This window comes from Lactobacillus sp. JM1, assembly GCF_009834385.1.
In the GTDB taxonomy this organism is placed as follows: Bacteria; Bacillota; Bacilli; order Lactobacillales; family Lactobacillaceae; genus Lactobacillus; species Lactobacillus paragasseri.
Map to the genome: position 1 here is coordinate 789,027 of NZ_CP044412.1, position 26,499 is coordinate 815,525.

At 35.4% G+C, this 26,499-nt stretch carries 36 protein-coding genes; 27 read left to right on the plus strand and 9 right to left on the minus strand.

Annotated elements, in window-relative coordinates:
• Positions 1–8 precede the first annotated feature (8 nt).
• The 5 genes from F3I00_RS04005 to dnaJ all read left to right on the plus strand — a co-directional run bounded on the left by F3I00_RS04005 (position 9) and on the right by dnaJ (position 5,559).
• Positions 9–635: a GyrI-like domain-containing protein gene (locus F3I00_RS04005; protein WP_020806905.1), complete on the plus strand. Its 627-nt coding sequence runs from the start codon at positions 9–11 to the stop codon at positions 633–635.
• A gap of 140 nt (positions 636–775) precedes the next feature.
• Positions 776–1,834, plus strand: coding sequence for a heat-inducible transcriptional repressor HrcA (gene hrcA, locus F3I00_RS04010; RefSeq protein WP_020806904.1), 1,059 nt, complete (start codon positions 776–778; stop codon positions 1,832–1,834).
• 11 nt (positions 1,835–1,845) lie between these two features.
• Positions 1,846–2,424, plus strand: coding sequence for a nucleotide exchange factor GrpE (grpE, locus tag F3I00_RS04015; RefSeq protein WP_020806903.1), 579 nt, complete (start codon positions 1,846–1,848; stop codon positions 2,422–2,424).
• A gap of 17 nt (positions 2,425–2,441) precedes the next feature.
• On the plus strand, positions 2,442–4,313 hold the full coding sequence (gene dnaK / locus F3I00_RS04020) for a molecular chaperone DnaK (protein ID WP_159310991.1): 1,872 nt from the start codon (positions 2,442–2,444) through the stop codon (positions 4,311–4,313).
• A 79-nt stretch (positions 4,314–4,392) separates the two neighbouring features.
• Entirely contained in the window at positions 4,393–5,559 is a 1,167-nt protein-coding gene (dnaJ, locus tag F3I00_RS04025; protein ID WP_020806902.1) for a molecular chaperone DnaJ, read from the plus strand.
• Positions 5,560–5,716: 157 nt separating this feature from the next.
• Here the strand turns inward: dnaJ and F3I00_RS04030 are convergent, their stop codons facing one another.
• A complete protein-coding gene (locus tag F3I00_RS04030) occupies positions 5,717–6,766 on the minus strand; it encodes an IS30-like element ISLga1 family transposase (RefSeq protein WP_024273054.1) in 1,050 nt (349 codons plus the stop codon).
• A 133-nt stretch (positions 6,767–6,899) separates the two neighbouring features.
• Between F3I00_RS04030 and lepA the strand changes: the two genes are divergently transcribed.
• From lepA to F3I00_RS04050, 4 genes are all read left to right on the plus strand, one after another.
• Entirely contained in the window at positions 6,900–8,738 is a 1,839-nt protein-coding gene (lepA, locus tag F3I00_RS04035) for a translation elongation factor 4 (RefSeq protein ID WP_020806901.1), read from the plus strand.
• A 163-nt stretch (positions 8,739–8,901) separates the two neighbouring features.
• A complete protein-coding gene (locus F3I00_RS04040; protein WP_020806900.1) occupies positions 8,902–9,591 on the plus strand; it encodes a class A sortase in 690 nt (229 codons plus the stop codon).
• A 94-nt stretch (positions 9,592–9,685) separates the two neighbouring features.
• Positions 9,686–11,956 carry a single-stranded-DNA-specific exonuclease RecJ gene (gene recJ / locus F3I00_RS04045; protein WP_159310992.1) on the plus strand — a complete coding sequence of 757 codons (2,271 nt, stop codon included), beginning with the start codon at positions 9,686–9,688 and terminating at the stop codon, positions 11,954–11,956.
• A gap of 134 nt (positions 11,957–12,090) precedes the next feature.
• Positions 12,091–12,618 (plus strand): adenine phosphoribosyltransferase, encoded by a 528-nt coding sequence (locus tag F3I00_RS04050; protein ID WP_020806898.1) that lies wholly within the window; start codon positions 12,091–12,093, stop codon positions 12,616–12,618.
• An 86-nt stretch (positions 12,619–12,704) separates the two neighbouring features.
• Here F3I00_RS04050 and F3I00_RS04055 read toward each other — a convergent pair whose 3' ends face one another.
• From F3I00_RS04055 to F3I00_RS04085, 7 genes are all read right to left on the minus strand, one after another.
• Entirely contained in the window at positions 12,705–13,856 is a 1,152-nt protein-coding gene (locus F3I00_RS04055) for a site-specific integrase (protein WP_159310993.1), read from the minus strand.
• A 161-nt stretch (positions 13,857–14,017) separates the two neighbouring features.
• A complete protein-coding gene (locus F3I00_RS04060; RefSeq protein WP_065169458.1) occupies positions 14,018–14,236 on the minus strand; it encodes a hypothetical protein in 219 nt (72 codons plus the stop codon).
• A 57-nt stretch (positions 14,237–14,293) separates the two neighbouring features.
• Positions 14,294–14,605, minus strand: coding sequence for a hypothetical protein (locus tag F3I00_RS04065; RefSeq protein ID WP_231110756.1), 312 nt, complete (start codon positions 14,603–14,605; stop codon positions 14,294–14,296).
• A gap of 636 nt (positions 14,606–15,241) precedes the next feature.
• Entirely contained in the window at positions 15,242–15,775 is a 534-nt protein-coding gene (locus F3I00_RS04070; protein WP_159310994.1) for a hypothetical protein, read from the minus strand.
• Positions 15,776–15,869: 94 nt separating this feature from the next.
• A complete protein-coding gene (locus F3I00_RS04075; protein ID WP_159310995.1) occupies positions 15,870–16,367 on the minus strand; it encodes an SHOCT domain-containing protein in 498 nt (165 codons plus the stop codon).
• Positions 16,368–16,378: 11 nt separating this feature from the next.
• On the minus strand, positions 16,379–16,660 hold the full coding sequence (locus F3I00_RS04080; protein ID WP_231110755.1) for an ImmA/IrrE family metallo-endopeptidase: 282 nt from the start codon (positions 16,658–16,660) through the stop codon (positions 16,379–16,381).
• A 113-nt stretch (positions 16,661–16,773) separates the two neighbouring features.
• The gene (locus tag F3I00_RS04085) at positions 16,774–17,139 is read right to left on the minus strand and encodes a helix-turn-helix domain-containing protein (protein WP_065169454.1); all 366 of its coding nucleotides are present in this window, start codon (positions 17,137–17,139) and stop codon (positions 16,774–16,776) included.
• A gap of 264 nt (positions 17,140–17,403) precedes the next feature.
• Here F3I00_RS04085 and F3I00_RS04090 point away from each other — a divergent pair, with 264 nt between their 5' ends.
• Positions 17,404–17,583, plus strand: coding sequence for a hypothetical protein (locus tag F3I00_RS04090; protein ID WP_065169453.1), 180 nt, complete (start codon positions 17,404–17,406; stop codon positions 17,581–17,583).
• On the opposite strand, the gene F3I00_RS04095 is transcribed toward F3I00_RS04090, so the two are convergent.
• Positions 17,567–17,923, minus strand: coding sequence for a DUF2513 domain-containing protein (locus F3I00_RS04095; protein ID WP_065169452.1), 357 nt, complete (start codon positions 17,921–17,923; stop codon positions 17,567–17,569). The genes F3I00_RS04090 and F3I00_RS04095 overlap by 17 nt on opposite strands.
• 78 nt (positions 17,924–18,001) lie before the next feature.
• On the opposite strand from F3I00_RS04095, the gene F3I00_RS04100 reads away from it, so the two are divergent.
• From F3I00_RS04100 to F3I00_RS04175, 17 genes are all read left to right on the plus strand, one after another.
• The gene (locus tag F3I00_RS04100) at positions 18,002–18,298 is read left to right on the plus strand and encodes a hypothetical protein (RefSeq protein ID WP_065169451.1); all 297 of its coding nucleotides are present in this window, start codon (positions 18,002–18,004) and stop codon (positions 18,296–18,298) included.
• 42 nt (positions 18,299–18,340) lie between these two features.
• Positions 18,341–19,288 carry a site-specific integrase gene (locus tag F3I00_RS04105; protein ID WP_065169450.1) on the plus strand — a complete coding sequence of 316 codons (948 nt, stop codon included), beginning with the start codon at positions 18,341–18,343 and terminating at the stop codon, positions 19,286–19,288.
• A 1-nt stretch (position 19,289) separates the two neighbouring features.
• Complete coding sequence (locus tag F3I00_RS04110) at positions 19,290–19,922, plus strand: methylase (RefSeq protein WP_065169449.1); 633 nt, start codon at positions 19,290–19,292, stop codon at positions 19,920–19,922.
• Positions 19,913–20,533, plus strand: a complete 621-nt coding sequence (locus tag F3I00_RS04115; protein ID WP_159310996.1) for a helix-turn-helix transcriptional regulator — start codon at positions 19,913–19,915, stop codon at positions 20,531–20,533. Before F3I00_RS04110 ends, F3I00_RS04115 begins: the two co-directional genes overlap by 10 nt.
• Before the next feature lie 21 nt (positions 20,534–20,554).
• Positions 20,555–21,265 (plus strand): Rha family transcriptional regulator, encoded by a 711-nt coding sequence (locus F3I00_RS04120; protein WP_159310997.1) that lies wholly within the window; start codon positions 20,555–20,557, stop codon positions 21,263–21,265.
• Positions 21,265–21,414 (plus strand): hypothetical protein, encoded by a 150-nt coding sequence (locus F3I00_RS04125; protein WP_155761823.1) that lies wholly within the window; start codon positions 21,265–21,267, stop codon positions 21,412–21,414. The genes F3I00_RS04120 and F3I00_RS04125 overlap by 1 nt, the downstream gene beginning before the upstream one ends.
• A 17-nt stretch (positions 21,415–21,431) precedes the next feature.
• Entirely contained in the window at positions 21,432–21,620 is a 189-nt protein-coding gene (locus F3I00_RS04130) for a helix-turn-helix domain-containing protein (RefSeq protein ID WP_065169446.1), read from the plus strand.
• A gap of 11 nt (positions 21,621–21,631) precedes the next feature.
• Positions 21,632–21,847: a hypothetical protein gene (locus F3I00_RS04135; RefSeq protein ID WP_159310998.1), complete on the plus strand. Its 216-nt coding sequence runs from the start codon at positions 21,632–21,634 to the stop codon at positions 21,845–21,847.
• Positions 21,848–21,856: 9 nt separating this feature from the next.
• Positions 21,857–22,006: a hypothetical protein gene (locus F3I00_RS10695; RefSeq protein WP_172620129.1), complete on the plus strand. Its 150-nt coding sequence runs from the start codon at positions 21,857–21,859 to the stop codon at positions 22,004–22,006.
• 277 nt (positions 22,007–22,283) lie between these two features.
• Positions 22,284–22,628, plus strand: a complete 345-nt coding sequence (locus tag F3I00_RS04140) for a hypothetical protein (protein ID WP_065169444.1) — start codon at positions 22,284–22,286, stop codon at positions 22,626–22,628.
• Positions 22,622–22,888 (plus strand): hypothetical protein, encoded by a 267-nt coding sequence (locus F3I00_RS04145; RefSeq protein ID WP_065169443.1) that lies wholly within the window; start codon positions 22,622–22,624, stop codon positions 22,886–22,888. Before F3I00_RS04140 ends, F3I00_RS04145 begins: the two co-directional genes overlap by 7 nt.
• Positions 22,875–23,543 carry an AAA family ATPase gene (locus F3I00_RS04150; RefSeq protein WP_159310999.1) on the plus strand — a complete coding sequence of 223 codons (669 nt, stop codon included), beginning with the start codon at positions 22,875–22,877 and terminating at the stop codon, positions 23,541–23,543. Before F3I00_RS04145 ends, F3I00_RS04150 begins: the two co-directional genes overlap by 14 nt.
• Complete coding sequence (locus F3I00_RS04155) at positions 23,540–23,866, plus strand: hypothetical protein (RefSeq protein WP_065169441.1); 327 nt, start codon at positions 23,540–23,542, stop codon at positions 23,864–23,866. Before F3I00_RS04150 ends, F3I00_RS04155 begins: the two co-directional genes overlap by 4 nt.
• A 9-nt stretch (positions 23,867–23,875) precedes the next feature.
• Positions 23,876–24,136 (plus strand): hypothetical protein, encoded by a 261-nt coding sequence (locus tag F3I00_RS04160; RefSeq protein ID WP_065169440.1) that lies wholly within the window; start codon positions 23,876–23,878, stop codon positions 24,134–24,136.
• Positions 24,136–25,500, plus strand: coding sequence for a DEAD/DEAH box helicase (locus tag F3I00_RS04165; protein WP_159311000.1), 1,365 nt, complete (start codon positions 24,136–24,138; stop codon positions 25,498–25,500). Before F3I00_RS04160 ends, F3I00_RS04165 begins: the two co-directional genes overlap by 1 nt.
• Complete coding sequence (locus F3I00_RS04170) at positions 25,500–25,700, plus strand: hypothetical protein (protein ID WP_065169438.1); 201 nt, start codon at positions 25,500–25,502, stop codon at positions 25,698–25,700. The genes F3I00_RS04165 and F3I00_RS04170 overlap by 1 nt, the downstream gene beginning before the upstream one ends.
• Positions 25,701–25,865: 165 nt before the next feature.
• Positions 25,866–26,495: a DUF669 domain-containing protein gene (locus F3I00_RS04175; protein ID WP_065169437.1), complete on the plus strand. Its 630-nt coding sequence runs from the start codon at positions 25,866–25,868 to the stop codon at positions 26,493–26,495.
• Positions 26,496–26,499: the final 4 nt, after the last annotated feature.

The window sequence follows — 26,499 nt, forward strand, 5'->3', positions numbered from 1 at the left end:
GAATAAAAATGGCATTTGATTATAAAAAAGAATATAAAAATTTGTATCATCCAAAAAAGCAACCTGAAATTATTAAGATTCCTAAAATGAATTACATCGCAGTTTCAGGAAGTGGAGATCCTAATCAGGAAGATGGGACTTATCACAAGGCGTTAGAATTACTTTATGGGCTTGCCTATACTATCAAGATGAGCAAAAAAAATGAGCATAAAATTCCAGGATATTTTGATTATGTAGTGCCACCACTTGAAGGACTATGGTGGTCAAAAGATAAGCAAAAAATTGATTATGCTCACAAGGAGAACTTCGCCTGGATATCGATGATTCGACTGCCTGATTTTGTTACAGAAAAAGAATTTAATTGGGCAGTTAAGACAGCTACTGAGAAGAAAAAGCAAGATTTTTCTCAAGTTAAATTCTTTACTTATGATGAAGGACTTTGCGCTCAGGTAATGCACATTGGTAGTTATGATGATGAGCCAGCGACAATTGAAGAGATACATCGATTTGTAAAAAAAGAAAATTATCAGATAGATATTCAAAATCCACGCTATCATCATGAAATATATTTAAGTGATCCAAGGAGAACTAAGACTGAAAGGCGTAAAACTGTAATTAGACTACCAATTAAATGATTAAGGTAAGCACTTGTTGCTTACCTTTTTTTATAAAAAACAAATTTAATTAGCACTCTGCTTGCACAATTGCTAAGTTATGGTATCATATTAATTGTTAGCACAAGAGGAAGAAGAGTGCTAATGATGGGGGCGAGAAAATGTTGACTGAACGGCAAGAACTTATTTTAAAGACTATTATTATGGACTTTACTCAGTCTCATGAGCCAGTAGGTTCTAAGACCGTGATGAATCAACTGCCTGTCAAGGTTTCAAGTGCTACAGTTCGAAATGAAATGGCGGCACTCGAAGAAAAGGGACTACTTGAGAAGACTCATTCTTCAAGTGGTAGAATTCCTTCAACTGCTGGTTATCGGTATTACTTAGATCATTTGATTAATCCCGTAAAAATACCAGCATCCGTCTATAATCGAATTATTTATCAATTAGACCAACCCTTTCAACAAGTTAATGAAATCGTACAAGAAGCTGCAAAAATTCTGTCTGATTTAACTAACTACACTGCTTTTGCAGCGGGTCCTGAAACTCGCTCGGTTAAAGTAACTGGTTTTAGGATCGTTCCCCTTTCAAGCCATCAAGTGATGGCAATATTAGTTACGGATGACGGTAATGTAAAGAATCAAATCTACACGTTACCTCATCATACAAATGGGGAAGAGATTGAAAAAGCAGTTCGACTAATTAATGATCAATTAGTTGGAAAGCCACTTAGTTCAGTTAATGAAGTGTTACTTAAGAGAATTGCAGACCATCTAGTTGCTGGTGGATCAGCAACTGAAATTTTGGATTTGCTTCAAGATGTTATTAAGGATGCTGCTAGTGAGCAAATGTATGTGGATGGTCAGATTAATCTTTTGAGTAATTATGAAAGTGATGATTTAGCTAAAGTTAAATCTCTCTACAAATTAATTGATCAAAATGATGCTATTTCAAGCTTGATTGGTTTTAATCCTAAAGATGAAATTAAGAATGATTCAAAGTCGAAAGTTCAAGTTAAGTTAGGTTCTGAATTACAATCAGATCTACTTGAAGATTATAGTTTGTTGACTGCACAATATAGCGTTGGTAAATATGGTAAAGGAACAATAGCATTACTTGGACCAACTAACATGCCATACTCGCAGATGATCGGATTACTCGAGTATTTTAGGAATGAACTAGCAAAGAAATTGTTAGATTATTATGGTAGATTTAAGTAAGGAGGTTAGCTGTGAGTAAAGAAGAGTTTCCGCATGAAAAAGATTTAAAAGACGAGGTGACCCCAGATAAGGCACCAAAGAAAGATCCAAAAGTAACTCCGAAAGAGGAAGTTAAGGAAAATCCAGCAAAAGATTATGAAAAAGAAATCGCTGAATTGAGAGCTAAGAATAAGGATCTTGAAGATAAATATCTACGTAGTGAAGCTGAGATTCAGAATATGCAAGCACGTTATGCAAAAGAGCGTGCGCAATTGATTAAATATGAATCTCAAAGCCTCGCTAAAGAAGTTTTGCCAGCAATGGATAACTTAGAACGCGCGTTAGCTGTTAAAGCAGATGATGAGGCAGCTAAGCAACTCCAAAAGGGTGTTCAGATGACACTTGACTCATTAGTTAAATCAATGAAAGATCAAGGAATCACTGAAATCAAAGCCGAAGGTGAAACTTTTGACCCTGCACTACATCAAGCTGTTCAAACTGTTGCAGCAGAAAATGATGATCAAAAGGATCACGTAGTTAAAGTTTTACAAAAAGGATATCAATATAAAGATAGAACATTAAGACCAGCAATGGTTGTAGTGGCTCAATAAGAAAGGAAGTTACATATATGTCAAAAGTTATTGGTATTGACTTAGGTACGACTAACTCAGCTGTTGCCGTACTTGAAGGAAAAGAACCTAAGATTATTACTAACCCAGAAGGTAACCGTACGACTCCTTCTGTAGTTGCCTTTAAGAATGGTGAAATTCAAGTTGGGGAAGTTGCTAAGCGTCAAGCTATTACTAACCCTAACACTATTGTTTCAATTAAGAGCCATATGGGTGAAGAAGGTTACAAGGTTAAGGTTGGCGACAAGGAATATACTCCACAAGAAATTTCAGCCTTTATTTTGCAATACATTAAAAAGTTTTCTGAAGATTACTTAGGTGAAAAGGTAACTGATGCAGTTATCACTGTTCCTGCTTATTTCAATGACGCACAACGTCAAGCTACTAAAGATGCCGGAAAGATTGCTGGTTTAAATGTTCAAAGAATTATCAACGAACCAACAGCTTCTGCTTTAGCATATGGTCTTGATAAAGATGAAAATGATGAAAAAGTTTTAGTATATGACCTTGGTGGTGGGACTTTTGATGTTTCCATCTTGCAACTAGGTGATGGTGTCTTCCAAGTATTATCAACTAATGGTGATACTCACCTTGGTGGTGATGACTTCGATAAGAGAATTATGGATTGGTTAATCCAAAACTTTAAGGAAGAAAATGGTGTTGACTTATCTAATGATAAGATGGCATTACAACGTTTAAAGGATGCTGCTGAAAAGGCTAAGAAAGACTTATCTGGCGTTTCATCAACTCACATTTCACTTCCATTCATTTCTGCTGGAGAAGCTGGTCCTCTTCACCTTGAAGCTGATTTAACTCGTGCTAAGTTTGATGAATTAACTGATGACTTAGTTCAAAAGACTAAGATTGCTTTTGACAATGCATTAAGTGATGCTGGCTTGAGCGTAAGTGATATTGACAAAGTTATTTTGAATGGTGGTTCAACTCGTATTCCTGCAGTTCAAAAAGCTGTTAAGGAATGGGCTGGAAAAGAACCTGATCACTCAATTAACCCTGATGAAGCTGTTGCTTTAGGTGCAGCAATTCAAGGTGGTGTTATTTCTGGTGATGTTAAGGATATCGTTTTACTTGATGTCACTCCATTATCACTTGGTATTGAAACTATGGGTGGTGTCTTCACTAAGTTAATTGATAGAAACACTACTATCCCAACTTCAAAGAGCCAAATCTTCTCAACTGCAGCAGATAATCAACCAGCTGTTGATGTTCACGTTCTTCAAGGTGAACGTCCAATGGCAGCAGATGATAAGACTTTAGGACGTTTTGAATTAACTGATATTCCACCAGCACCACGTGGTGTTCCACAAATTCAAGTTACTTTCGATATCGACAAGAATGGTATTGTAAATGTTTCTGCTAAGGATATGGGTACTGGTAAGGAACAAAAGATTACCATTAAGAGTTCTTCTGGTCTATCAGACGAAGAAATTAAGAAGATGCAAAAAGATGCTGAAGAGCATGCTGAAGAAGATAAGAAGCGTAAGGAAGAAGTTGATTTACGTAATGAAGTAGATCAATTAATCTTTACTACTGAAAAGACTTTGAAAGAAACTAAGGGTAAAGTTCCTGAAGCTGAAACCAAGAATGTTCAAGATGCTTTGGATGCTTTGAAGAAAGCTCAAAAAGATAACAACTTGGATGAAATGAAAGAAAAGAAGGAAGCTTTATCAAAGGCTGCTCAAGATTTAGCTGTTAAACTTTACCAACAAAACGGTGGTGCTCAAGGTGCTGCTGGTCAAGCTGGACCTCAAGGAGCGCAAGGTGGTCAACCAAATAATGATAATGGCTCAAGCAACGGTCAAGGTGGTTCAACTGTTGATGGAGACTTTCACAAGGTAGACCCTGACAAGTAAAAAGATTTATAATTAAATCAAACAAGAAAAGAACTGCGTGATTGTAGTTCTTTTCTTTTATGAATGAAGGAGTTTTCAGATGGCACAACGTGATTATTATGATGTGCTGGGTGTTGATAAGAATGCTAGTGAAAGCGACATTAACAAGGCTTACCGCAGGCTGGCAAAAAAATATCACCCAGACTTAAACCATGAACCTGGCGCTGAAGAAAAATACAAAGAAGTAAATGAAGCATACGAGGTTCTGCATGATAAGCAAAAAAGGGCTCAATATGATCAATTTGGTCAAGCCGGTGTAAACGGTCAAGCTGGTTTTGGCGGTCAAGGTTATGGTGGCTTTGGTGGCCAAGGTGGTTATTCATCTCAAGGCTTTGGTGATTTTGGTGATATTTTTGGTGATATCTTTGGTTCAGCTTTTGGTGGTGGACGAAGTCGAGTAGATCCAACTGCTCCTCAAAAGGGTCAAGACTTGGATTATACAATGACAATTGACTTCATGGATGCGATCAAAGGCAAGAAGACAGATATTACTTACACAAGAAGTGAAGTTTGCCCAACTTGTGATGGTTCAGGTGCTGAAAAGGGAACTCACCCAATTACCTGTGACAAGTGTCACGGAACTGGTGTCATGACTGTAACTCGTCAAACGCCACTTGGAGTTATCCAGCAGCAAACTACATGTGATAAATGTGGTGGACGTGGTACGATCATTAAACATCCATGTCAAACTTGCCATGGTAAAGGAACTGTTGATAAAAAGCAAACACTTGAAGTTAAAGTCCCAGCTGGTATTGACAATGGTCAACAAATTCGCTTAAGTGGTCAAGGCGAAGCAGGTAAGAATGGTGGCCCTTACGGAGATTTATACATTGTCTTTAGAGTTAAACCAAGTAAAGAGTTTAGAAGAAATGGTACAACTATTTATAGTGAAGCACCGATTTCTTTTGCTCAAGCAGCTCTAGGTGATAAAATTCGCGTAAACACTGTTCATGGACCAGTTGATTTGACTATTCCAGCCGGGACTCAACCTAACACTAACTTCAAGTTACGTGGTCAAGGCGTTCCTAAGATTAACGGTACTGGCAATGGAGATCAAGAAGTAACGGTTAAGGTTGTTATTCCAAAGAAAATTAACGATAAACAAAAAGAAGCTTTAGTTGATTATGTTAAAGCTGGTGGAGGAAATATTTCACCTCAAGAAAAGAACTTTTTTGAACGTTTAAAAGATAAATTAAACGGAGAATAAAAGTTAAAAGCGTATATCTCTATGAAGAATGAGATATACGCTTTATTTTTAGTAAAAATTATCTTTGAAAATATTACATTAAGAATTTTATCTAAGTATCAGCCTTTGATATAATTAATAGAGCCGTAAATTGCAATAATAAATTGAACACTTTTGGTTAAGCTGCTTGATAGATTCGATCTAATTCTCTTTCAAAGATTTCATCTGGTGTATGATAAGCTAAGATCTTTCTTGGCAATGAGTTGCACCAGGTTTCAATGTCAATGATATTTTGTAAAGAATAGTTAGCTATTGCTTCTCCTTTAGGAATGAATCTGCGAATAAGACCATTGTGTCTTTCAACTGTTCCCTTATCACAAGAAGTGTAAGGATGGGCATAGTAAACCAGTGTATTGGATGCTTCTTCTAGGTTGGAAAGATCCGCAAATTCTGAACCATTATCAGTGGTAATAGTTTTAAAAATATCATTCCAGTGTTCACTGTATTGTCTTTGGAGTTCTTTAAAGGCCTGCATGACACTGATAGAAGTCTTGTCGGGAATACGAATAATTAAGAATTCACGACTCATGCGCTCAGATAAGGTTAACAGCACTTCATCATCTTTAGTCTTATGTCCAAGGACCAAATCGCATTCCCAATGACCGAATTCATTACGTTCACTAATTTCTTTTGGACGTTCTTCAATACTTCTGCCAAGCTTTTTCTTGTTTTTGCGAACACGATGAAGCTTGGTATTGCGTTTAAGCTTCTCAGGCAAGTCGTAATTATAAATGCCTAATAAGCCCTTATCAACGTAATTATAAAGAGTTTTGGTGCAGACAACATCGCTGCTAGAGAATTCGCCAGCAGCAGTGGCACGATTACTGCAAACATCAAGCGACCAACCGTCTTTAAAGAAATGTTTGTGGACATAGTGAATAAATTGAGTTTTTTTGAGAAAGTCTGATTTGCGCCCACAATTTTTACGATGAGCTTGATATACATCATGTCCTTGAGTAGCCTTGTATCTTTTGACTTTACCATGATACAGTTTTACAGTGCCACGTTTAATCTCATAACTGATAGTAGAAGGAGAACAGTTGAGTTCACGAGCAATTGCACGCAAAGAGCAGCCATCTTTCAAACGCAATTGAATAATAACTCGCTCTTCAAATGATAAATGCTTTCCTTTAACGTGCTGGTTCATGGTAGAATGTAAAGAGTCCATTTTGACCTCCAATAGAAAGTTTTTGTGGTTATTAACATTCTATCAAACAGGTCCGAATGGACTTTTTATTTTTCTAAAGTGTTCAATTTGATTTTACAATCAACGTAATTAATAGAGCGAAAAAGGTGAGAACATGGATATTAAAAAATTACAAGACTATCAAAAACATATTCGGAATTTTTCGATCGTTGCTCATATTGATCATGGTAAGTCAACGATTGCAGATCGTATTTTAGAATTAACCGATACTGTATCTGAACGTCAAATGAAAAATCAATTACTTGATGATATGCCATTAGAGCGTCAACGCGGTATTACCATTAAACTTAATTCGGTAGAAGTAAAATATCATGCTAAAGATGGAGAAACATATATTTTTCACTTAATTGATACTCCGGGACATGTAGACTTTTCTTATGAAGTTTCGCGTTCTTTGGCAGCCTGTGAAGGAGCACTTTTAGTAGTAGATGCAACCCAAGGTGTTCAAGCGCAAACTTTAGCTAATACTTATCTAGCAATTGACGATGATTTGGAAATTTTGCCAGTCATTAATAAGATTGATTTGCCTTCAGCTGATCCTGAAATGTGCAAAAACGAAATTGAAGAGATGATTGGACTCGATGCCTCTGATGCTGTTGAAGTGTCCGGTAAGACAGGTCAAGGAATTCCCGAACTACTTGAGGAAATTGTTAAAAAGGTACCAGCACCAACTGGTGATTTGAATGCTCCTTTGAAGGCCTTAATTTTTGATTCAAAATATGATGATTATCGCGGGGTCGTTTTATCGGTTCGAATTGAAGAAGGAACTGTAAAACCTGGTGATAAGATTCGAATTATGAATACTGGGAAAGAATTTGAAGTGACAGAGGTTGATGTTTCAAGTCCTCATCCTGTTAAAAAAGATATGCTTATTGCAGGGGACGTAGGATACTTGACTGCGAATATCAAGTCTGTTCGTGAAACTCGTGTAGGTGATACGATTACTAGCGCTGAAAATCCAACTGAGAAACCACTTCCCGGTTATCGCCAAATTCCACCAATGGTTTACTCTGGTATGTATCCAGTTGATAATCAAAAATATGATGATTTAAAAGAAGCACTGCAAAAATTGCAGTTAAATGATGCTGCCTTAGAGTTTGAACCTGAAACTTCTCAAGCATTAGGTTTTGGCTTCCGTTGTGGCTTTTTGGGATTGCTTCATATGGATGTGGTACAAGAAAGACTTGAGCAAGAATTTGGTATGGATTTAATTATGACTGCACCAAGTGTAGACTACCATGCAATTATGAATGATGGTTCAACTAAATTAATTGATAATCCTGCTGATTTACCAGATGATGGTGAATATAAAGAAGTTCAAGAACCTTATGTTAAGGCAGAAGTGATGGTGCCAAATGACTTTGTAGGTCCAGTAATGGAGCTATGTCAGCGAAAACGCGGAGAATTTGTAACTATGGATTATTTAGACAAATACCGTGTTAATGTTATTTACAATATGCCCCTAGCTGAAATTATTTATGATTTCTTTGACGAACTAAAGTCTTCAACTAAAGGTTATGCTTCTCTTGATTACGAAATAACAGGTTATCGTGCAACAGACTTAGTTAAGATTGATATGTTGCTTAATAAAGAGCCAATTGATGCTCTTAGTTTCATTGCACACCGTGAAGAGGCTCAAAATCGTGCTCGTCAAATGACAACAATGCTTAAGAAGTTAATTCCACGTCAAAACTTTGAAGTTGATATTCAAGGTGCAATTGGTGCTAAAATTATTTCTCGTGCGACAATTAAACCATATCGTAAGGATGTTACTTGGAAAATTCATACTGGTGACCCAGATAGACGTGCTAAATTACTTGAAAAGCAGCGTCGTGGTAAGAAGAGAATGAAGGCAGTCGGAAAGGTAGAAGTACCCCAAGACGCATTTATGGCTGTTCTAAAAATGAATGATGACGATATTAAAGGTAAATAATTGTAACTTTCTTGACGTACTAAGCTTTTTGGTACGTCTTTTTTGATTTTTAAAAATATATAATAGTCTTTCAGCAAGTTATAGCTAACTTGATTTAGTATGTTTTTTTGAAAAATGTGTTAGAATTTATAACAGCATTAATAAAATTGAGGATAAAAAACGTATGGCAAAAAAAACAAGAAATACTTCTAAAAAAGCTTGGATAGTTAGAATTGCTGCGATTATTTTATTAATCATCGGTTTAGGGATGATTTTTAATAGTCAAATCCGAGATTTCATGGTTCGACAAAATCAGACTACTGCTTTGAAGAAATTAAACAAAGATACTGTTAAAAAAAATCAAGCAAAACAAGGAATGTTCGATTTCTCAAAAGTTGAAGAAATTGATTTTGGAAAGGTGACTAAATCAAGGGTTAATAATACTGCTGATGCAATTGGCGCGATCGCAATCCCAAGTGTAAAAATGTATCTTCCAATTATGAAGGGGTTAAGTAATGATGCCATGTCGACTGGTGGTGGAACAATGCGTCCAGACCAAGTTATGGGGAAGGGAAACTATCCTTTAGCAGGTCACTATATGACAGCCAAGGGTGTTTTATTTTCACCACTTGAAGACACTAAATTGGGCGAAAAAGTATACTTAACTAATCTTGATAAAATTTATATTTATCGAATTTATATGAAAAAGGTTGTAGACCCAACTGCTGTTTGGTTAGTCGATAATACTAAGCAAAATATTGTTACTTTAATTACATGTGCTGATGGTGGTGTTAATCGCTGGGCGATTAGGGGAAAATTAATTGCTGAAAAGCCAGCGACAGATAAGAATTTACAAGTTTTCAAACTTAAATAAAGAGGATTTGCTTTTGTTGGAGAAGTAAATCCTCTTTAACTTTTGTTATAATAGAAACTTAGATGTTATAAATGATTTAGGTGAACTAAAAATAATGAAATGGCAACAAAGACAAGCAAGTAGTTTAGATCAAGAATTAATTGAAGATTATGGATTAACAGATATTCAAGCTAAGCTTTTCGCATTAAGAGGTATTAATACCGCGGAAAAGTTGGATTTTTGGCTAAATGCAGATGAAAATGATTTGGCCGATCCGTTTTTAATGCACGATATGGAAAAGTCTATTAACCGCATTAATCAGGCAATTGATAATGGTGAAAAAATAACTATCTATGGTGATTATGATGCTGATGGAATCACGGCAACTAGCATCATGATGGATACCTTAGAAATTTTAGGTGCCGATGTTCACTTTTTTATTCCGGATCGTTTTAAAGATGGATACGGTCCAAGTATGAGCCGTTACAAAGAGATAGTAGAGGATGGGACTAAATTAATCATTACGGTTGATAATGGGGTAACCGGTGTTGAAGAAGTTAAATATGCCCAGGAACATGGCGTTGACGTAATATTAACTGACCACCACACCTTTCAGGATCAAAAACCAGCTGCTTTTAGTACAGTTCACTGTAACTATCCTGGTCAAAAATATCCATTTGATGATTATTGCGGAGCCGGTGTTGCTTATACAATGTGCCGAGCACTAATGCAGGATACAATGCCAGAACTATTAGATTTAGCCATGATTGGAACTATAGGCGATATGGTTAAAGTAACAGGTGAAGGACATATTATCGTTAAGCGTGGCTTAGATATTTTGAACCAAACAGAGCGTCCAGGATTACGAGCTTTAATTAAGCAAGCTGGTTTAACTATGGGACAGATTACAGCCACTGATGTTGGCTTTAATATCGCTCCTAGATTAAATGCTGTGGGTCGTCTGGCAGACGCGAGTTTAGCGGTTGAACTACTTTTGAGTGATGATGAAGAACAGGCTGAAGAAATAGCAGCGAAAATAGAAGAATTAAATAATGAAAGAAAAGAGCTTACAGCTGAAGTTTATGAAAAATGTTTGGCTCAAGTTGAAGAAAAAGGGTGGCAACATCGAAATACATTAGTATTATATGATCCTGACTTTCATGAGGGCGTGTTAGGCTTAGTAGCCAATAAAGTTGTCGAGAAGCTTCATAAACCCACGCTTGTTCTTACCAAGGATGAAAATGGTGAATTAAAAGGCTCAGGTCGGTCAAGCGAAGGCTTTAATTTATTTGATGCTTTAGAACCAATGAAAGATGATTTTTTAGATAAATTTGGCGGACATGATTTTGCCTGTGGCTTATCTTTAAAGGTTGATAAACTTGAAGAGTTGCGTTCACGTTTTGAAAAAAGTTTTAAGCCAAGTACGGATCTTGAAGTAAAAGATTTTGATTTTGAATTAAATTTGAGAGAAGTTACACCAGATACATTAACAGAAATTAATTTGGTTGGTCCCTTTGGAACTGGAAATCCTGAGCCCGTATTTAGTATCAGCGAACCGCACATCAAGAGCCTATTTAAGATGGGAAAAGATAAGAACCATGTTAAGTTTACTGCAGAAAAAAATAATGGCAAGCTAACAATTGTTGGCTTTAATAAAGGATTTTTGAATCAGAACTTGCTTCCTTTTATCAAAGAATTATATGTAACTTTAGCGCTCAATAGCTGGAAGAATATTTCGACTGTTCAAGGAATGTTAGCCGGCATTGAATATGGAGCACCCAAACTAGCTGTTTTTGATCAAGTGATAGACATGAGGCAAGAAGATTATGTGATGGGATTTGCGGATAAGTATTTGATTTTTGATAAAAATACTATTTCTTGGGCTAGAAATGGTTTAGGAATTCCAGAAGAAAAGCTTAGTCTTGCTAGAGATTATCATGGAAATTCTGAAGTTGTAGCTTTATTAGATACTCCGCGTAATCAGATTGAATTAAATACCGCTTTAGAAAATAAATATCATCAGCTCTATCTGCGTTTTTTATTTGATAGATTGCCAATTACTAATTTGCCTAGTAGGGATGCTTTTGGCAAAACATTAAAATATATTTATGCTCACCCCAATTTAACTATTGAAGATTATCAGGTGGTATCTGCTTATCTCGGCTTAGATTATCAAGCTGTTTTGTTTATTTTAAGAGTGTTCTTTGAATTGCGCTTTGTTTCATTTATTGATGGAAAAATTATTGGCAATAAACGTCCTGAAAGTAAAAAACTAACTGCTTCAAAGTATTTTACCAGTGTAGCATCACAGATTAAATTTAAAAATCAGCTAAAGACAATGCCTAGTGATCAACTAATTAGTTACGTTAAACAATATTTAAAGTGATCATTACTAGTTATAAATCAATAAAAAGTTCGATATAAAACTGATTTTAATCTAAAAATTTGGTAAAATATACAGGTCAAAGGCCGTTAGGTCTGATTTTTCAATGAAAGTCTAAAATGGAGGTTTCTCTTTAAATGGCAATTGATTTTAAAGAACACATTGCAAGTGTAAAAGATTTCCCAAATAAGGGAATTATCTTTCGCGATATTACCCCAATTTTGCAAGATGGGAAGCTATATCGAGCTGCTACTCATGAATTAGCTGAATACGCTAAGAGTCGTGGAGCAGAAGTAATTGTTGGTCCTGAAGCTCGTGGATTTATTGTCGGCTGCTCTGTTGCAACAGAATTAGGAATTGGTTTTGTACCGGCTCGTAAGCCTCATAAGTTGCCACGCGAAGTAGAAAGTGCTTCTTATGATTTAGAATATGGTTCAAATGTCTTAGAAATGCATAAAGATGCAATTAAGCCAGGGCAAAAAGTTGTTATTTGCGATGATTTGATGGCTACCGCAGGCACCTTGCACGCAACTAAGGAATTAGTTGAAAACTTGGGCGGAGAAGTAGTTGGTGCAGCATTTTATATTGAATTAACTGACTTGAAGGGAAGAGAACAATTCCCTGATTTAGATATTTATTCTCTTGTTAAGTACCACGGTGCTTAACAAGAGAATAAAACCCTAGAGCGAGAAAGCTTTAGGTTTTTTACATGCAATATTTAAATACAAAAAGGGACAGAAAAGGGACAAATTTATTTAAAATCTTGTATAGCTTTATCAAACTTCAAATGTTGTTTGTGTGTGATATGAAGATATATTTTTCTAGTAATATCTGAATCACCATGACCAACTCTGTCAGTAATTAGGCTTAATGGATATCCTTCTTCTGCAAGTTTAGAAACATGAGTGTGGCGAAAAATATGCGAAGTGATCTGTTTTTTCCATTTTTGACTAGTAACAAATTTTCTTAAGAATCTGCTTACGGTTAATATGCTTATCGGCCCATGGCTATATTTATTGTGAAATAGAAAATCATCGGCATTTTGGTCTTTAGCAAGCTTTCGATAAATTGAAACTGCTTCTTTAGGTAGGACAATTGTACGATGACTTGCTGTAGTTTTAGTAAACTCTTGTCTTTCATTTCTATGACCATCTGTATTGATTAAAGTTCCTGAAATATTAACGTACCACATATGTGTTTCTGGATCTTGAAAAATGTTTTTTACTAGCAATGCACACCCTTCACCCACACGCATTCCTGTTAAGTAAAGTATTTTAAATAGAGCATATAAATCAGTTCTGTTTTTATCCAAGCAATAATCAAGAACTTCTTTTAGCTCTTTATCAGTTAGATACCAGTTTTCAATTCTTTCTTGTTTTTTAGCACGATCATTTTTAAAGTTAATTTTAACTTTAAGAGCAGGATTTTCTTTTGCGTAGCCAAATTGTATTGCAAAATCAAATAACTTTAAAAATATCACATGATAATGGTGTGCTGATCCATTTGATAGTTTATTTTTATAAAGAATATCATTTATATACGCATTAAGCTCAGTAGTGGTAATAGAGGTAACTGATCTATCTTTAAATTGCTTAGATAGTTTATTAAGATAAGCAAAATAGGTGTCTAAGGTTTTAGGGGCTAATCCTTGCTGGTCTAAGTTATCCTTGAGTTTATCTATTAATTTATCCATTGTGATTTGTTTAACAGATCGAATGCTTAGCTTTTCTTTAATAGCATTTTTAACCTTAATTTCAGCCAAATTTCGGGCGTGTGCGGTGTTTTTAGTAATTGTGGTAGAACTCTTATGCACACCCACAAAAGAGGGATCGGTATATCTAATTGAATATTTAAACTTACCATTCTTTAATGGCTCAACTTGAGGAGTATAATATTTGACCATTTTAAAATTACCTCTATTTCTGATAGAATAGGGTAGACAAAAGGCGTTGAGTTACCAGCTCAACCTTTCATCTATCATATATATGTGATTCATGTAGAATTTGCCTAGTTTGAGGCTACGGACCCGTGAAGTGTTACCAGCGCTTTGCGGGTCTTTTTTGTTTAAGATTTATACTTAAACGTTTTACCACAATCCATACAAATCATATCGATTTTTTTACTATTTTTGCCTGCAAATCCAGCTAAGCTACCAACTCCACCGACTAAAACTGTTCCAGTAACAGCTTTACCTACAGAAAAGGCTTTTTTCTTGCGACCAATTGGCTCTACATTAGTTGATTTGCATTTAGGGCATCGTGGTGCTTTATGAAATAATCCCATTTTAATCCTCCACATATATGCCTCAGGTTTTTCGTCTCTGGCAGTGTGGACGATAAATTATTTAGTCAATAAATTAGAAATAATTGTTGTAATTACGGAAATAACAATGCCGCCAACAGCAGTATACAGTAACCAATTAATCTTTTCTTTATTATTATTTGCTGTATTTTTAACATCATTAACTTTTAATTCAATATCGTTAAAATGTTTATCTACTTCGTTTAATCTTTTATCCATTTGATTTTGCATTTCTGCAAAGTGATTATCCATTTTATGAAGTAACTTTTCTGTAGAAAGATCTATTTTACTACTTATATTATCAATAGCATGATCTAGTTCTTCATGAGTTACATACTTATCTTTATCCATAGGTGGTTCACCTCCACCACTATTATCTCTTCTTTTATTAGATACTTATACAAGTTGACCCTGAGCACCAGTGGTTTTAGCATCTTCAAGTAAATGTAATTGTTGTTTGTTATCCATTTTTTGGCTCCTGGAAATATACTGATGTAGTAAAGAATGTACCTTCATCAATAGATGAGTTTGCTTCAGGATATTTTGGCTCTTGGAACGTCATAGAAAGTTTGAAATTTAATTGTTTAAATGAATACAGTTTACCTTCAATTACTACATCTGATTGCACATTGGTGTTAAATTTAACTTGTGTAAGAATGTTAGATCCCTTTCTAACAAAATCAGTTAAAGGAACTTTTATATATTGTTGTGAAATATACGAAGCTGGGACCGGTTCAATATCTTGAGCACCCTCAATAAAATCTGGCGTTTCAACGGTAAGAACGATATATGAATTAAAATGAGAAGGATGAGTATACGTACTAATTACTTCTAAGGAAAAGAAATAACCATGTTCATAGAAATTGTTCCTTTATTTTCTTCATTTAGCTTTATTTCATAAATTTTGTTGTTATTACTATCTGTAAAATCGAGGGATAGTAAATTAGGTAAAAACTTTCTCATGATTATCATGCTTTCTAATTAAAATTATTCAGACTCATTCTTAAACTCTTGTGCTCTCTGATCTTTTGCTTTTTGGGTAAGGGTGCCATCAGGATTTGTTAACCCATTTTGTCTAAGCCATTCACTTTGACCTTTAACCCACGAATCAGCTGAACCGTCAGGATTAGAACCAGGAGCGTGATCTTGACCTGGCATTACAGGATTGCCCTTAGGATCATAACCGCGCTCTTTGTTGATTTCGCCTTGTGTCTTTTGTGGCTGTTGTTGAGTAGCAGTATTTTGCGTTTGATTTTGGCTATTAGCAGTAGAAGATGATTGTTTAGATTGTTGAACATCCACATTAGTTGTTTGTTTAGGTTGTGATTGTGAATTTTCCTTTGGTTTAGTAGCATTTACAGATTTCTTACTACTTTTCTTGCGTGGTTTATTTTTATTGACTTTAGTTGTTGCTTCATCTGCTTGCTTTGCATTACTTGAGTGATGATTAGAAAAACCTAATGCACCAATTGTTACTCCAACTAAAGCAATAACACAGAGGGAAATAATTTCTCTTTTCATTTTAATTCTCCATGACCGTCCGAGAGGGCGGTTTTTATTTTGCAGCTAAATACGTAAAGCAATGGTTAACACTTCACGGGGGCCGGTTTGTGTCTTATAGATTTAATAATTGCTTTTTCTTAGCATCAAATTCCTCTTGAGTAAGAATACCGTCATCGAGTAAAGATTTTAATTTTCTTAATTCTTCGTCTATATCATTTGTTGACATAGGCTGACTAATTTTAGAAGCATTTTTATGATACTCTTCAATTTTTTCTTGAATTAAGTTTTTTAATTGTTCCACTTCTTTATTTTTATTAGGTCTAAAAGGAATTGCAGTATTTCGACCATACGCTGAAAAGGCAAAAGTTGGATCTAAGCCACCTAATCCACCATTATGCTGAGAGCCAGCTATAGTATTAAGTTCAAATTTACCACCAAGAAAAAGGGTAGCTTTTCTAAATGAAACTGAGGCAATTGCCCAATAAGGAATTTCAGTTTCACCTAATGTTCCTCTATTAGCTAAATTTCTAAGTCCCTTTCGAGAGATAATGACACCTGTATCATTTGCTGTAATTATAGTATGTTCTGGAATTTTTATTTCAACAATCATAATATTCTCCTTTATTTAACAGCTAAGTATGTATCTATAAGGTAGTAATGCTTTTTAGGGATGCAGAAAGCATTGGCAAACTGATAATAAGTATCGAAGTGCATATCGGTTTCTCGAGCACACTGTAGAAGTAATTTAATTGCTCCTAGGTTTGCATCACTCTCACCAGATTCCACACCTCTACGAGCCAAATGAAAATATTCGGCAGATCCATATAACACATGACAAATTTCATGCGCTGTAATGAATGGTAATTCGTTTTTGTTATGCCAATTAGTGTTGATTATAGCCATTGGAGGAAACTCCCACGAATCGGAAGGAGCATCCGGTGGTAAATTCTTATCGAAAATTATGCCTATGCCATGATCCATTGCATAATTACTTAGCCATGCCAATACATTATCCATTAATTATCATCTCGTTTTTTTAAAATTTCTGGGTGTTGCTTAATGTATTGTTCGGCTAACGCTTTATAGTAGTCCTTCAATTCATCTGGCACAGATCCACCATACGGCATATCCAAGTCTAACCAGGTAAGGGTGTCATCAGATAAGGTAGAAGAATCTGGAATTGATGGATTATTAGTGCGACCTAGCAGATAGTCTGTGGTTGTATGAAGAATATTTGCAACTTTTGCTAAGTCTGTTCCTTTAGGATCGTAGTTTTTCCATTTATAAATAGTATTGATCCCAATTTCAGCCTTTTCTGCTACATCTTGAAGACTTAAATTGAGTTTTTTAGATAATTTTTTTATCCGCTCAAATGTTGTCATATCAGGGTTCTCCAAAAAACGGCAAAAATAATTTACCCAATTCTACTAAAAATATATTGCATAAATTACCGAATCGGGTTATTATAATTGCGTAAGTTAAATCAATAGAAAAAAACGTGTATCTAATAAATGCAATTTAATTGAATGGGGATTCGCTTAATCGCTTTATTTAGTACGCCTATAGTTTACCCTATTTGGTAAAATATGCAACACTTTTTCTATGTTTTTTACTTACATGAATAAATAAGCAGGAAGTGAGTAGAGATGAAAAATGATCCGAATATTGGAGAGGGTTGTGAAATTAAGCAGACACCACAAGGTGTATACGTTGATGGAGTTAAGCAAAAGGGTGCAATTGATGTGCAAATAAAAAAGAACTCCCGTCAATGGACAGAAGTTCAAATAACCTATCGAGCACATTCGTTTTTTAAAGAAAGATTTTAGCGATTGTTCGCGTGATTGAAGGGACAGTTATAGGGATTCCTTCCTCTTTTAAAACTTTTTTGACTTTATTCCAATAAGTGTCTTCAAGGATTGAGTCAATAAATTGGTGCCCGGCAGGTGTTATGTCATGAAGATCAAAGTAATAAGTATTTGAAAAATCTGCTTCAACCGACCCATCAATCAGTCCACCATCAATAGCTTGTTTTAGCGAATAAATTGCATCTGACCGTGAAAAGCCTTTTTTAACTACATTATTCACAATAGTTGATTGTTTAGGACGGAGAGGTTGATTTTGCATTTCAATCATTACTTGTCTTAGGGCTTCGTAATTTAATTTCATAAAATTCACCTCCTCTCATAAGGTGATAGAAAAATTATAGCAAAGGAAAGATTGAAAAGAATAAGGAGGTAAAAAACAATGAAAGATCCATTTAAAGGGATGACTTTCAGTGAGCCAATATCATTTAAAGAGTTTGTAAAATCCTATGATAACTATTTAGATCATTGTTCAGGCGTGTCTAGGAACATTGATAATACAATCCAAAAAATCAGTTCTCAAAGATTACTTCAAGAACTGATTAATAGAAAAGTCTTAACTGAAATTCCAGTAGGTCCATATAAAGAGTTCGAGCTTAGACGAAAATATCAAAATCGAGATAAGCCTATTACTTACGATAGTGTGTATCTGCTAAATAGTTCTGAAAAAGATTTTTAATTACCTGATAATCTCAGTTTACAGAAGACGAGGTGAGAATAATTGCCGAGCAAAGTAAGGCACATCAAGTTTTATAAATACTTCAAAGAATGGGTAGATACATACAAAGTAGGCCAAGTTCGACCAGTAACTCTAAACAAATATTATTTAGTTGAAAAACGCTTGAAGGAACTTGTGCCTGATTTAGATCTTGGAGACATGACTAGAGCAGATGTTCAAAGATTAATCAATGAGTATGGTAAAACGCATGAATATTCAACTGTTTTAGATTTCTTGCATCATATTCAAGCTCCATTAAGGGATGCAGTTTATGAAGGCTGGATTGCAAAAGATCCTACTTATAAAGTACATGCTACTTCGCAAGTTAAACATAAAGAAACTAGGTTTAAGTATCTTGAATCAGATCAAGTATCAAAACTTGTAAAGGTGCTTGAAAAAGATGATTCACCTGAAGCTCTAATGTTTCTATTTGATTTAAAAACAGGCTTGAGATTTGCAGAAATTTTTGGATTGACTCCAAAAGATATCGACTTAAAGAACTTAACACTCTATGTAAATAAAACTTGGAATTATAAAGAAAAGGTCGGAGAATTTCAGCCCACCAAGAATAAATATTCTAATCGGGTTATCTCTATTGACTGGCAAACAGCCAATATTCTCCAACGTATGATGCAAGGTTATGAAGAAAATGAACCATTTTGGTTGAATAAACTGCAGAGTAAAAATGGCCGAATTTACAATTCAACTTTAAATCAAAAGCTTACCAAGTTTTGCAAAGAAGCAGCTGTTCCTAGAATTTCAATTCACGGTCTAAGGCATACGCATGCATCACTTTTAATTTCAGCTGGTGTATCTATTCAATCGGTAGCCAAGAGGTTAGGGCATGGCAACACGGAAACGACTCAACGAGTTTACATCCACTTGCTTGACGACCTTCAAGAGCGTGATAACAACAAAATGATGACAATTTTGACAGGGTTAGGTGCTTAATATGCAGTTTGACGTTAAAACAGTTAATCAAATCTTAGGTATTGATGATGCCTACAAAGCTCCTGAGAAACTACTTAACTTAATGCTCGATGATAACAAGAGAGTAGCAATTTTTAAAGAGTTTCTAAAAGTATCAACTGATCTAAGTTTTGATTGGTTTCATGAATACTTTGAAGACGAGCAAGCTGAACGCAAAACTAAGAAACAAGATTTTACTCCTGATGGTATTGCTTTATTGCTGAATAAATTAACTTCTAAGACTAATGGTTATTACTATGAGCCGGCAGCCGGAACAGGTGGAATTTTAATAACTAGATGGTGGCAAGATTGCCGAACTGATCCAGTACATCTACATGATGGGAAACTTAGTGAATTAGCTTGGATTACCTATGATCCACGAAATTACTGGTATCAGGTTGAAGAGCTAAGTGATCGAGCAATTCCATTTCTGCTCTTTAACATGGCAATCAGAGGAATGAATGGAGTAGCAGTTCAATGTGACTCGCTCAGTCGAGAAGCAAAAGAAGCTTACTTCATTAGGAATGATACGGATAACCTGTTAGGTTTTAGTGAAGTCATTAAAGTTCCTAAAACAAGTGATTTTGAAAAAGAGCTGAATATCAAATGGAATTAGGCAAGAGAGAAATTCACGATCATGAGCGATTTATAAATTATGGTCGAGAACATAGATATTCCAATGATTGGTTCCTTAGAAAGGCTTCTTATTTAGGTGAAGACTATGAATTACTAACTGATTACAAGGGCTGTAAATATAAGGTAACTTTTTATCACAAGAAATGTGGCAAATTGTGGACCGTTAGAGCTGGTGGCGTAGTTTTAGATCATTATCATTGTGTTCACTGTTTCAGAAGTAGAGGAGAAAGAAGATTAATTAAATTTTGCAAAGATAATAATATTGAAATTTTATCCGAATACGCTGGCATGAAAGCAAAAGTTAAGTTTAAGCCTAAAAGTTGTAACCATGAATTTTATAGATCACCTTCTGACTTAATTTGGGGAACTAAAGAATGCCCATATTGCAATGGACTTAGGCCTAAGGAAAACGTTAACAGTTTCATTCTTGAATTTATTAAATGGAGAAAAATACATGGCTGGACGCAAGCTGATATAGCTTATCAGTTGAAAATGTCTAACCATACCATCTCAGACCTTGAGCGTGGATATAAAGAGCCAAACAAGGAGCAAATTTCTCTTTTTAAATATTACATGGATTTTTATAAATAAGAAATGGCAGGTGAAACGACTTTGAACAATTTAGTAATTATGAAAGATCGTCAAGCTGTTACAGATAGTTTGAAAGTGGCTGAATCATTCGAAAAAGAGCATAGAAATGTATTAAAACGAGCTAGAAATTTGACTGCTCAAAATGGAGCAGTCGAAAAAATGTTCTTCGAAAGCACTTATATAAATCAACAATGTCATGAACAGCCAATGATCTACATGAACCGAGATGGGTTCACATTATTGGCTATGAGTTTTACAGGTAAGAAAGCTTTAGATTTTAAGCTTAAGTACATTCAAGCTTTCAACAAAATGGAACAACAAATTAGAAATCAAAGCGAACGTCCAAAACTAATGCAGAAAGAACGCATTGAAATTTCTAGACAAAATGCTGAGACCAGAAAAGCAAGCTTACTTTATCGAGTTGCTAAATCAATGAAAGATACCAAAAAGCAGCAAGAGTTACTAACTCAAATTGCAAATGACTTGATTGGCGAACCAGTTAAGGAAAAACAGCCTGAACCCAAGAACTTCCACACAGCAAATGAATTAGGCAAAATGTTTGGAACTAATGGCTGGGGAGTGGAGCAGATGGCGCAAAAGTTAAAGTTGCAGGCTCCAGTTCCAGAAAGCAATAGGTTTGGCAAGTGGATTCAAAACGGTGATTTTCCAGAATGGCTTTACACTGATGCAGCAATTCAACAGATTGAACAATATGGATTTTTGGTTAAGTAATGGAATTTAGAGAGCTATTATTTCACGATGCAAGATTAACACTAGATAAGTTAGAGCAAAGTGGAAATAAAGATGAATTAAAAAGATATGCACGTTTAATGCATACCTTAATAAATGCAATTGAAAAATTTAATAGTAAGAAACTTTAAAGAGTGAGGTGAATAGAATGCCATCAACAATGCCGGGACGAGAATTAGTAAAAAAATACATTAAAGAAAATTCTATTAGTATTGCTGACTTAGCAAAGGTATATGGCTTGAGTCGACAAGAAGCAACAGATTACATTTCAGGACGAATTCAAAGTCCAAAGAGTAATCAATTTATTTTAAGTATTATCAAGGATTTCAAGATTTAGAGGTGCTTAAAATGAGCGAAATTTTAACGCCAAAAGAAGTTCAAAAGAAATATGACTGGTCATACATGACTTGGTACAGAAAACGTGAGGAGTGCTTAGTGTCTCCGTATAAAGATGCAATTGTAATGGAGAGCCAGCGAAGATGTCATGTTAAGGCTAAAAGATTTGAAGAGTTCCTAGAGTGGAAATCGCAACAAATTTATAATGAACAGTTTGGTTTAGTTTAGGAGTTAATTATGAGTAAGTGGATTAACAGCAAGATTAACGAATTTATGGGCACTGATTTCACTATTAGAGAAACAGAACTAGCAACTATGTTTACTGCAATTCTAGCATTAGTTTCATTTACATTCGTTATGTATAATGCAATTTTTCCAAATATTTAAGAGGATCTTTATGAAAGAAAGTATATAACAACTTGGTCTGTAGTTATCACAATAATTTTAGGTGTAATAAGTCGAATGTTAGACATACCATTAGATATTTTTACCCTGACTTTAGTTGTATGGCTAATGTGTGATACCGAATGGAGATACAGGAAAAATGAAAAAAAATAAGTAATTTACTACAAGGGATTAAGCATACCAATCCTTTGAAAGAAAGTAATGAAGCAAAACTGCTGTGTAGTAACGCATTTTATAAATACAGAGAGGTGGTAGAACCGTGGAAGCAAAAACAGGCAAAGAGTTATTAGGCGCAATTCACGATAACGAAAACATGGAACGTCTTAATCGGCTAAAGGGTACTGACTCATTAGCGGTATGGTGCAGCGACAATCTGTACATCATTAGTAATTCAGAAATGGAATCTGATTTTCATACACCAGCCGAATTTTTAAAGTATCGTTTGAATTTACTAGGAACATCTGATTTTTGTGACGAGATAGATACAACCGAAAAAAATTTCTTTGAAGAAGTCCTAGATGCAATCGACAATGAGTGGACGGATGACTACATCAAAGAAATCCTGACAGGTTGCTATCACATGGAGGATTTAAGCATATGTTAGATGAATTTCAAGAATGGCAATATGAAATCAAAGAAGAGATTGAGACTTGGACGGATAGTTTGGTTAATGAGGCTCTTAAGCAGGGCAACGGCAAGAAAGCCGAAAGGTGGCTAAAAAGCAAGCGTCCAGATTATCCAGATAGCTATAATGGCAAGCCCAAAGAATACTTTACAGTCATTATTAAAGGAATCTATGATGAAGCAATTCATAAAGTACGTGATATAGCAATGGAACAGGAGTTTAGCGATGCCAGCATTTAAATGGGACGAAGATAAAGGTACAAAGTATCGTTGGTTAGTCTATGGTGTTCCAGGCGTAGGTAAAACTACTTTGAGTAAATACTTAAAAGGCAAAACTTATCTGCTTAGTCTTGATGATAGCTTCCACAGAATTGAGTTCTGGAGAGGTAAACCACTATGGCATATTGATCCAGAAAAGCCAATTGAAGATCTAGCCGACTTTGTAAAAGATTTTAAGCCAGATAAATACGATAACTTGGTTATTGATAACGTTAGCAATTTGCAAAAGCTTTTCTTTATTGAAAAAGCTAGAGAGACCAGAACCGGCTTAGATAATAAAATATCTGACTACAACGAATGGACCACACTCATTACCAGATTTATTGCTAAGTGCTTTAGCTGGAATATCAATATCCTAGTCACTGCATGGGAAGCACAAACTAAAGTAACTGATCCTAGTGGTCAAGAATTTATGCAGTATGGTCCGGATATTCGACCTAATCCCAGAGATTATTTGATGGGCAACAGTGATTTAGTTGGACGAATGATTCAAAAACCGCAGTCAGGAGAACGGGGAGTCATTTTGCAAGGTTCTATTGATACTTATGCTAAGAATCGCTTAGATGAGAGACAAGGTTGTAAAGCTGATGAATTATTTGAGGTGTCTGAAAAATGAGTTACTGGATAGGCTTGGTTGAACCTGACAGAAAATACAGAGAAATTGACGAGTTTGGCGTTCACTGCTCGTGGAATTTTAAAAACATGATGACACATCTGCCCTGCGGTTGGGTTAGAGATTGGCAAGGCAAACAGGCTAGAGACATGATAGTTTTGGCATTTCACAGTGCTCGACTATTAGTATCACGCCCAGAGCTATATCAGAAATATGAATTAGATCCCAATCGTAATCTAGGCACAGTGGATAATTGCTATGATATCTTAACTAGATGTTATTTCGGGTTTATCAAATATCCAGACGGAATTATCACAATTGATTAGGAGAACAAAATGGAAAACAACAAGGATGTAATTAAAATGCTTGAATATCTTGAAGAAATCAAAAATGCAGTTAGAGAGGGTCAAGTAGATACGTTGCTTGTTTCAGCTTGTGGAGACGATAAAGCGATCTTCCATGCATCGGGTAGTGCAGTTACTTTATTTGGCTTAAACGAGTTGCAATATAAGAGACTTAATAAAGAATATGAAAGCAAAGAACAAGAACGTAGAATCGCCAAACTTATGGCTTCAATTGCAGATAGTGATGACTAATGTATCAACTATTCGATTATCAACAAAAGCTCGTTGATGGAGCACGTAATGCACTAGCAGAAGGTCATCAGGGTGTTCTAATTGTGAGCCCTCCCGGTAGCGGAAAATCAGTAGTAATTGCCGAAATAGCTCGACTGACAACTGAAAAGGGTGGAGAGGTTCTGTTCTTCGTTCATAGAAAAGAGTTAGTAAATCAGATTAAGGACAGCTTTATTAAACAGGGCGTTAACTTGAATAACTGCACAATTATGACGGTTGGTAAGGTGGCTAACAGGTTAAACTACCTACCAAAGCCCAATTTAATCATCGTAGACGAGTCTCAACACTCACGAACTAAAACTTATCTAAAGATATTCAATTACTACTCAGATGTGCCCAGATTGGGCTTTACGGGTAGCCCCTGGCGGTTATCTGGTAAAGGATTTAAAGATATCTATTCAGCAATGATTGAAGGGCCAAAAGTTAAATGGCTAATTAAAAACCATAAACTTGCACCGTTTACTATGTATGGTTACCGATTAGGCGATGATAGCAAATTAAAGCGTGGTTCAGGTGGAGATTATACCAGTAAATCACTCGATGATTTTGGTAAAACAATTATCCGAGGAGACATTATAAAAAGCTGGCAGAAATTTGCTAATGGACGCAAGACGATTGTTTATTGCCACTCAGTACAATTTGCCAAGGAAGTAGCAAAAGCTTTCAGAGAAGCCAATATTAGCGCCTATGAAGCAGATAGTAAAACGCCTGCAAATGAACGTGACAGAATAATGAATGATTTTCGTGAAGGTAAGATTAAAGTTCTTTGCAATTGTGATCTTATTAGTGAGGGGTTCAACGTTCCAGATTGTTCATGCGTGGTATTACTTCGACCGACAGAGAGCTTAGTAGTGTACTTGCAACAATCTATGAGATGCATGAGATACCAGCCTGATAAAGATGCAATTATTATTGACCAAGTTGGAAACTTTACTCGGTTTGGCTTACCCAATGCTGACAGAGATTGGACGTTAGAAGATCGGGCTAAACATCCACAGAGAGAGGGCGGTAGTGATGGACCAGCTATTAAGACTTGCCCAGAATGTTTCGGAGTAATTTTAGCTAGCTGTCATGAATGTCCGCTATGTGGTCACAGCTTTGAAGCCGAATTTAGAAAGCTTGCACAAGATCGACGAGCTGAATTAGAAAAGATCAATCTTAATGCAAAAGAATTGCGAGAGCGTAAAAAGAAGGAACAGAAGCTATTGCTTCGTGATCCCAGCACGTTTACAAGTTTAAAAGAATTTGCAATTTATGGAAAAGCCACAGGTCATAAGCCAGGTTGGGCGTGGCACAGAGCTAAAGCGAAAGGATTAGTTAAGTAATGTTTGTAATTTTTGATAAAAATAAAAATTCCTTTGTAAAGGAAATTAATGAAAGAATCGTTAGTCGAGATTATTACGTTGATACGACTAACAATGTTAAAAACGCATTTAAGTTTACTAGTAATAATGAAGAGCGCTTAAGACACTTTGAAGAGCTTTTAAAGTATGAGCCATATACTTTGGAATTTAGAGAGATTTAACAAATGACCAAAATAAAAAATAAAGTTTATAAGTTCGATGACGAGCATACAGACCAAATTAATGATTTTATTGCGAATCACAACGTCATTCGAACTCACGGATACAGTAAAAATTATGAAGCATATTTAAAGATTTATTACAAAGAAGATAAGGAGAAATAAACAATGGCAGGATTTTTAGATTTTAACCCAGATAACGTAAATTACGAAACTGAAAATAAGCCACTTCCAGCAGGAACCTATGAAATGATTATCAAGTCAGTGGAGGTTAAAGCTACTAAAGGTACTAATCCTCACGAATACTTAAACTTTGATTTAGTGGTTCGAAAAGACCTAGATCAAGTAGCTGAGCTTTCTAAAACTAATGCTAAACAGCACGGGCGTCATATCTTTGTATCTGTTTGGACTTTAAAAGATAGCTCTGGCAATGATAGTGGCAAGTATGATCCTAAAGTACTTAATCATATTGCAAAAGTTGCAGGTGTTCCAGCAACAAACTTTAAGTCAATCGAGGAGTACATGAATGCTTTATTCAATAAACCAGTCCGTACATCTGTTACTGTTCGCGAAGATGAATATCAAGGTAAAAAAACAAAGCGTAACGAATCAACACCAATTTATTTTAAACCGGGGAATGACCAACCTTCATACATTGGCTGGTATAAGACTAAGTACAAGCTTCAAGCAGGGATTGCTCAGCAATTAGCAGATAGCAATCCAGCAACTAAGAATGGGCAAGATCCGTTTCCTGAAACCAATGGCAAGACCTTAACAGATAACGATTTACCATTTTAGGAGT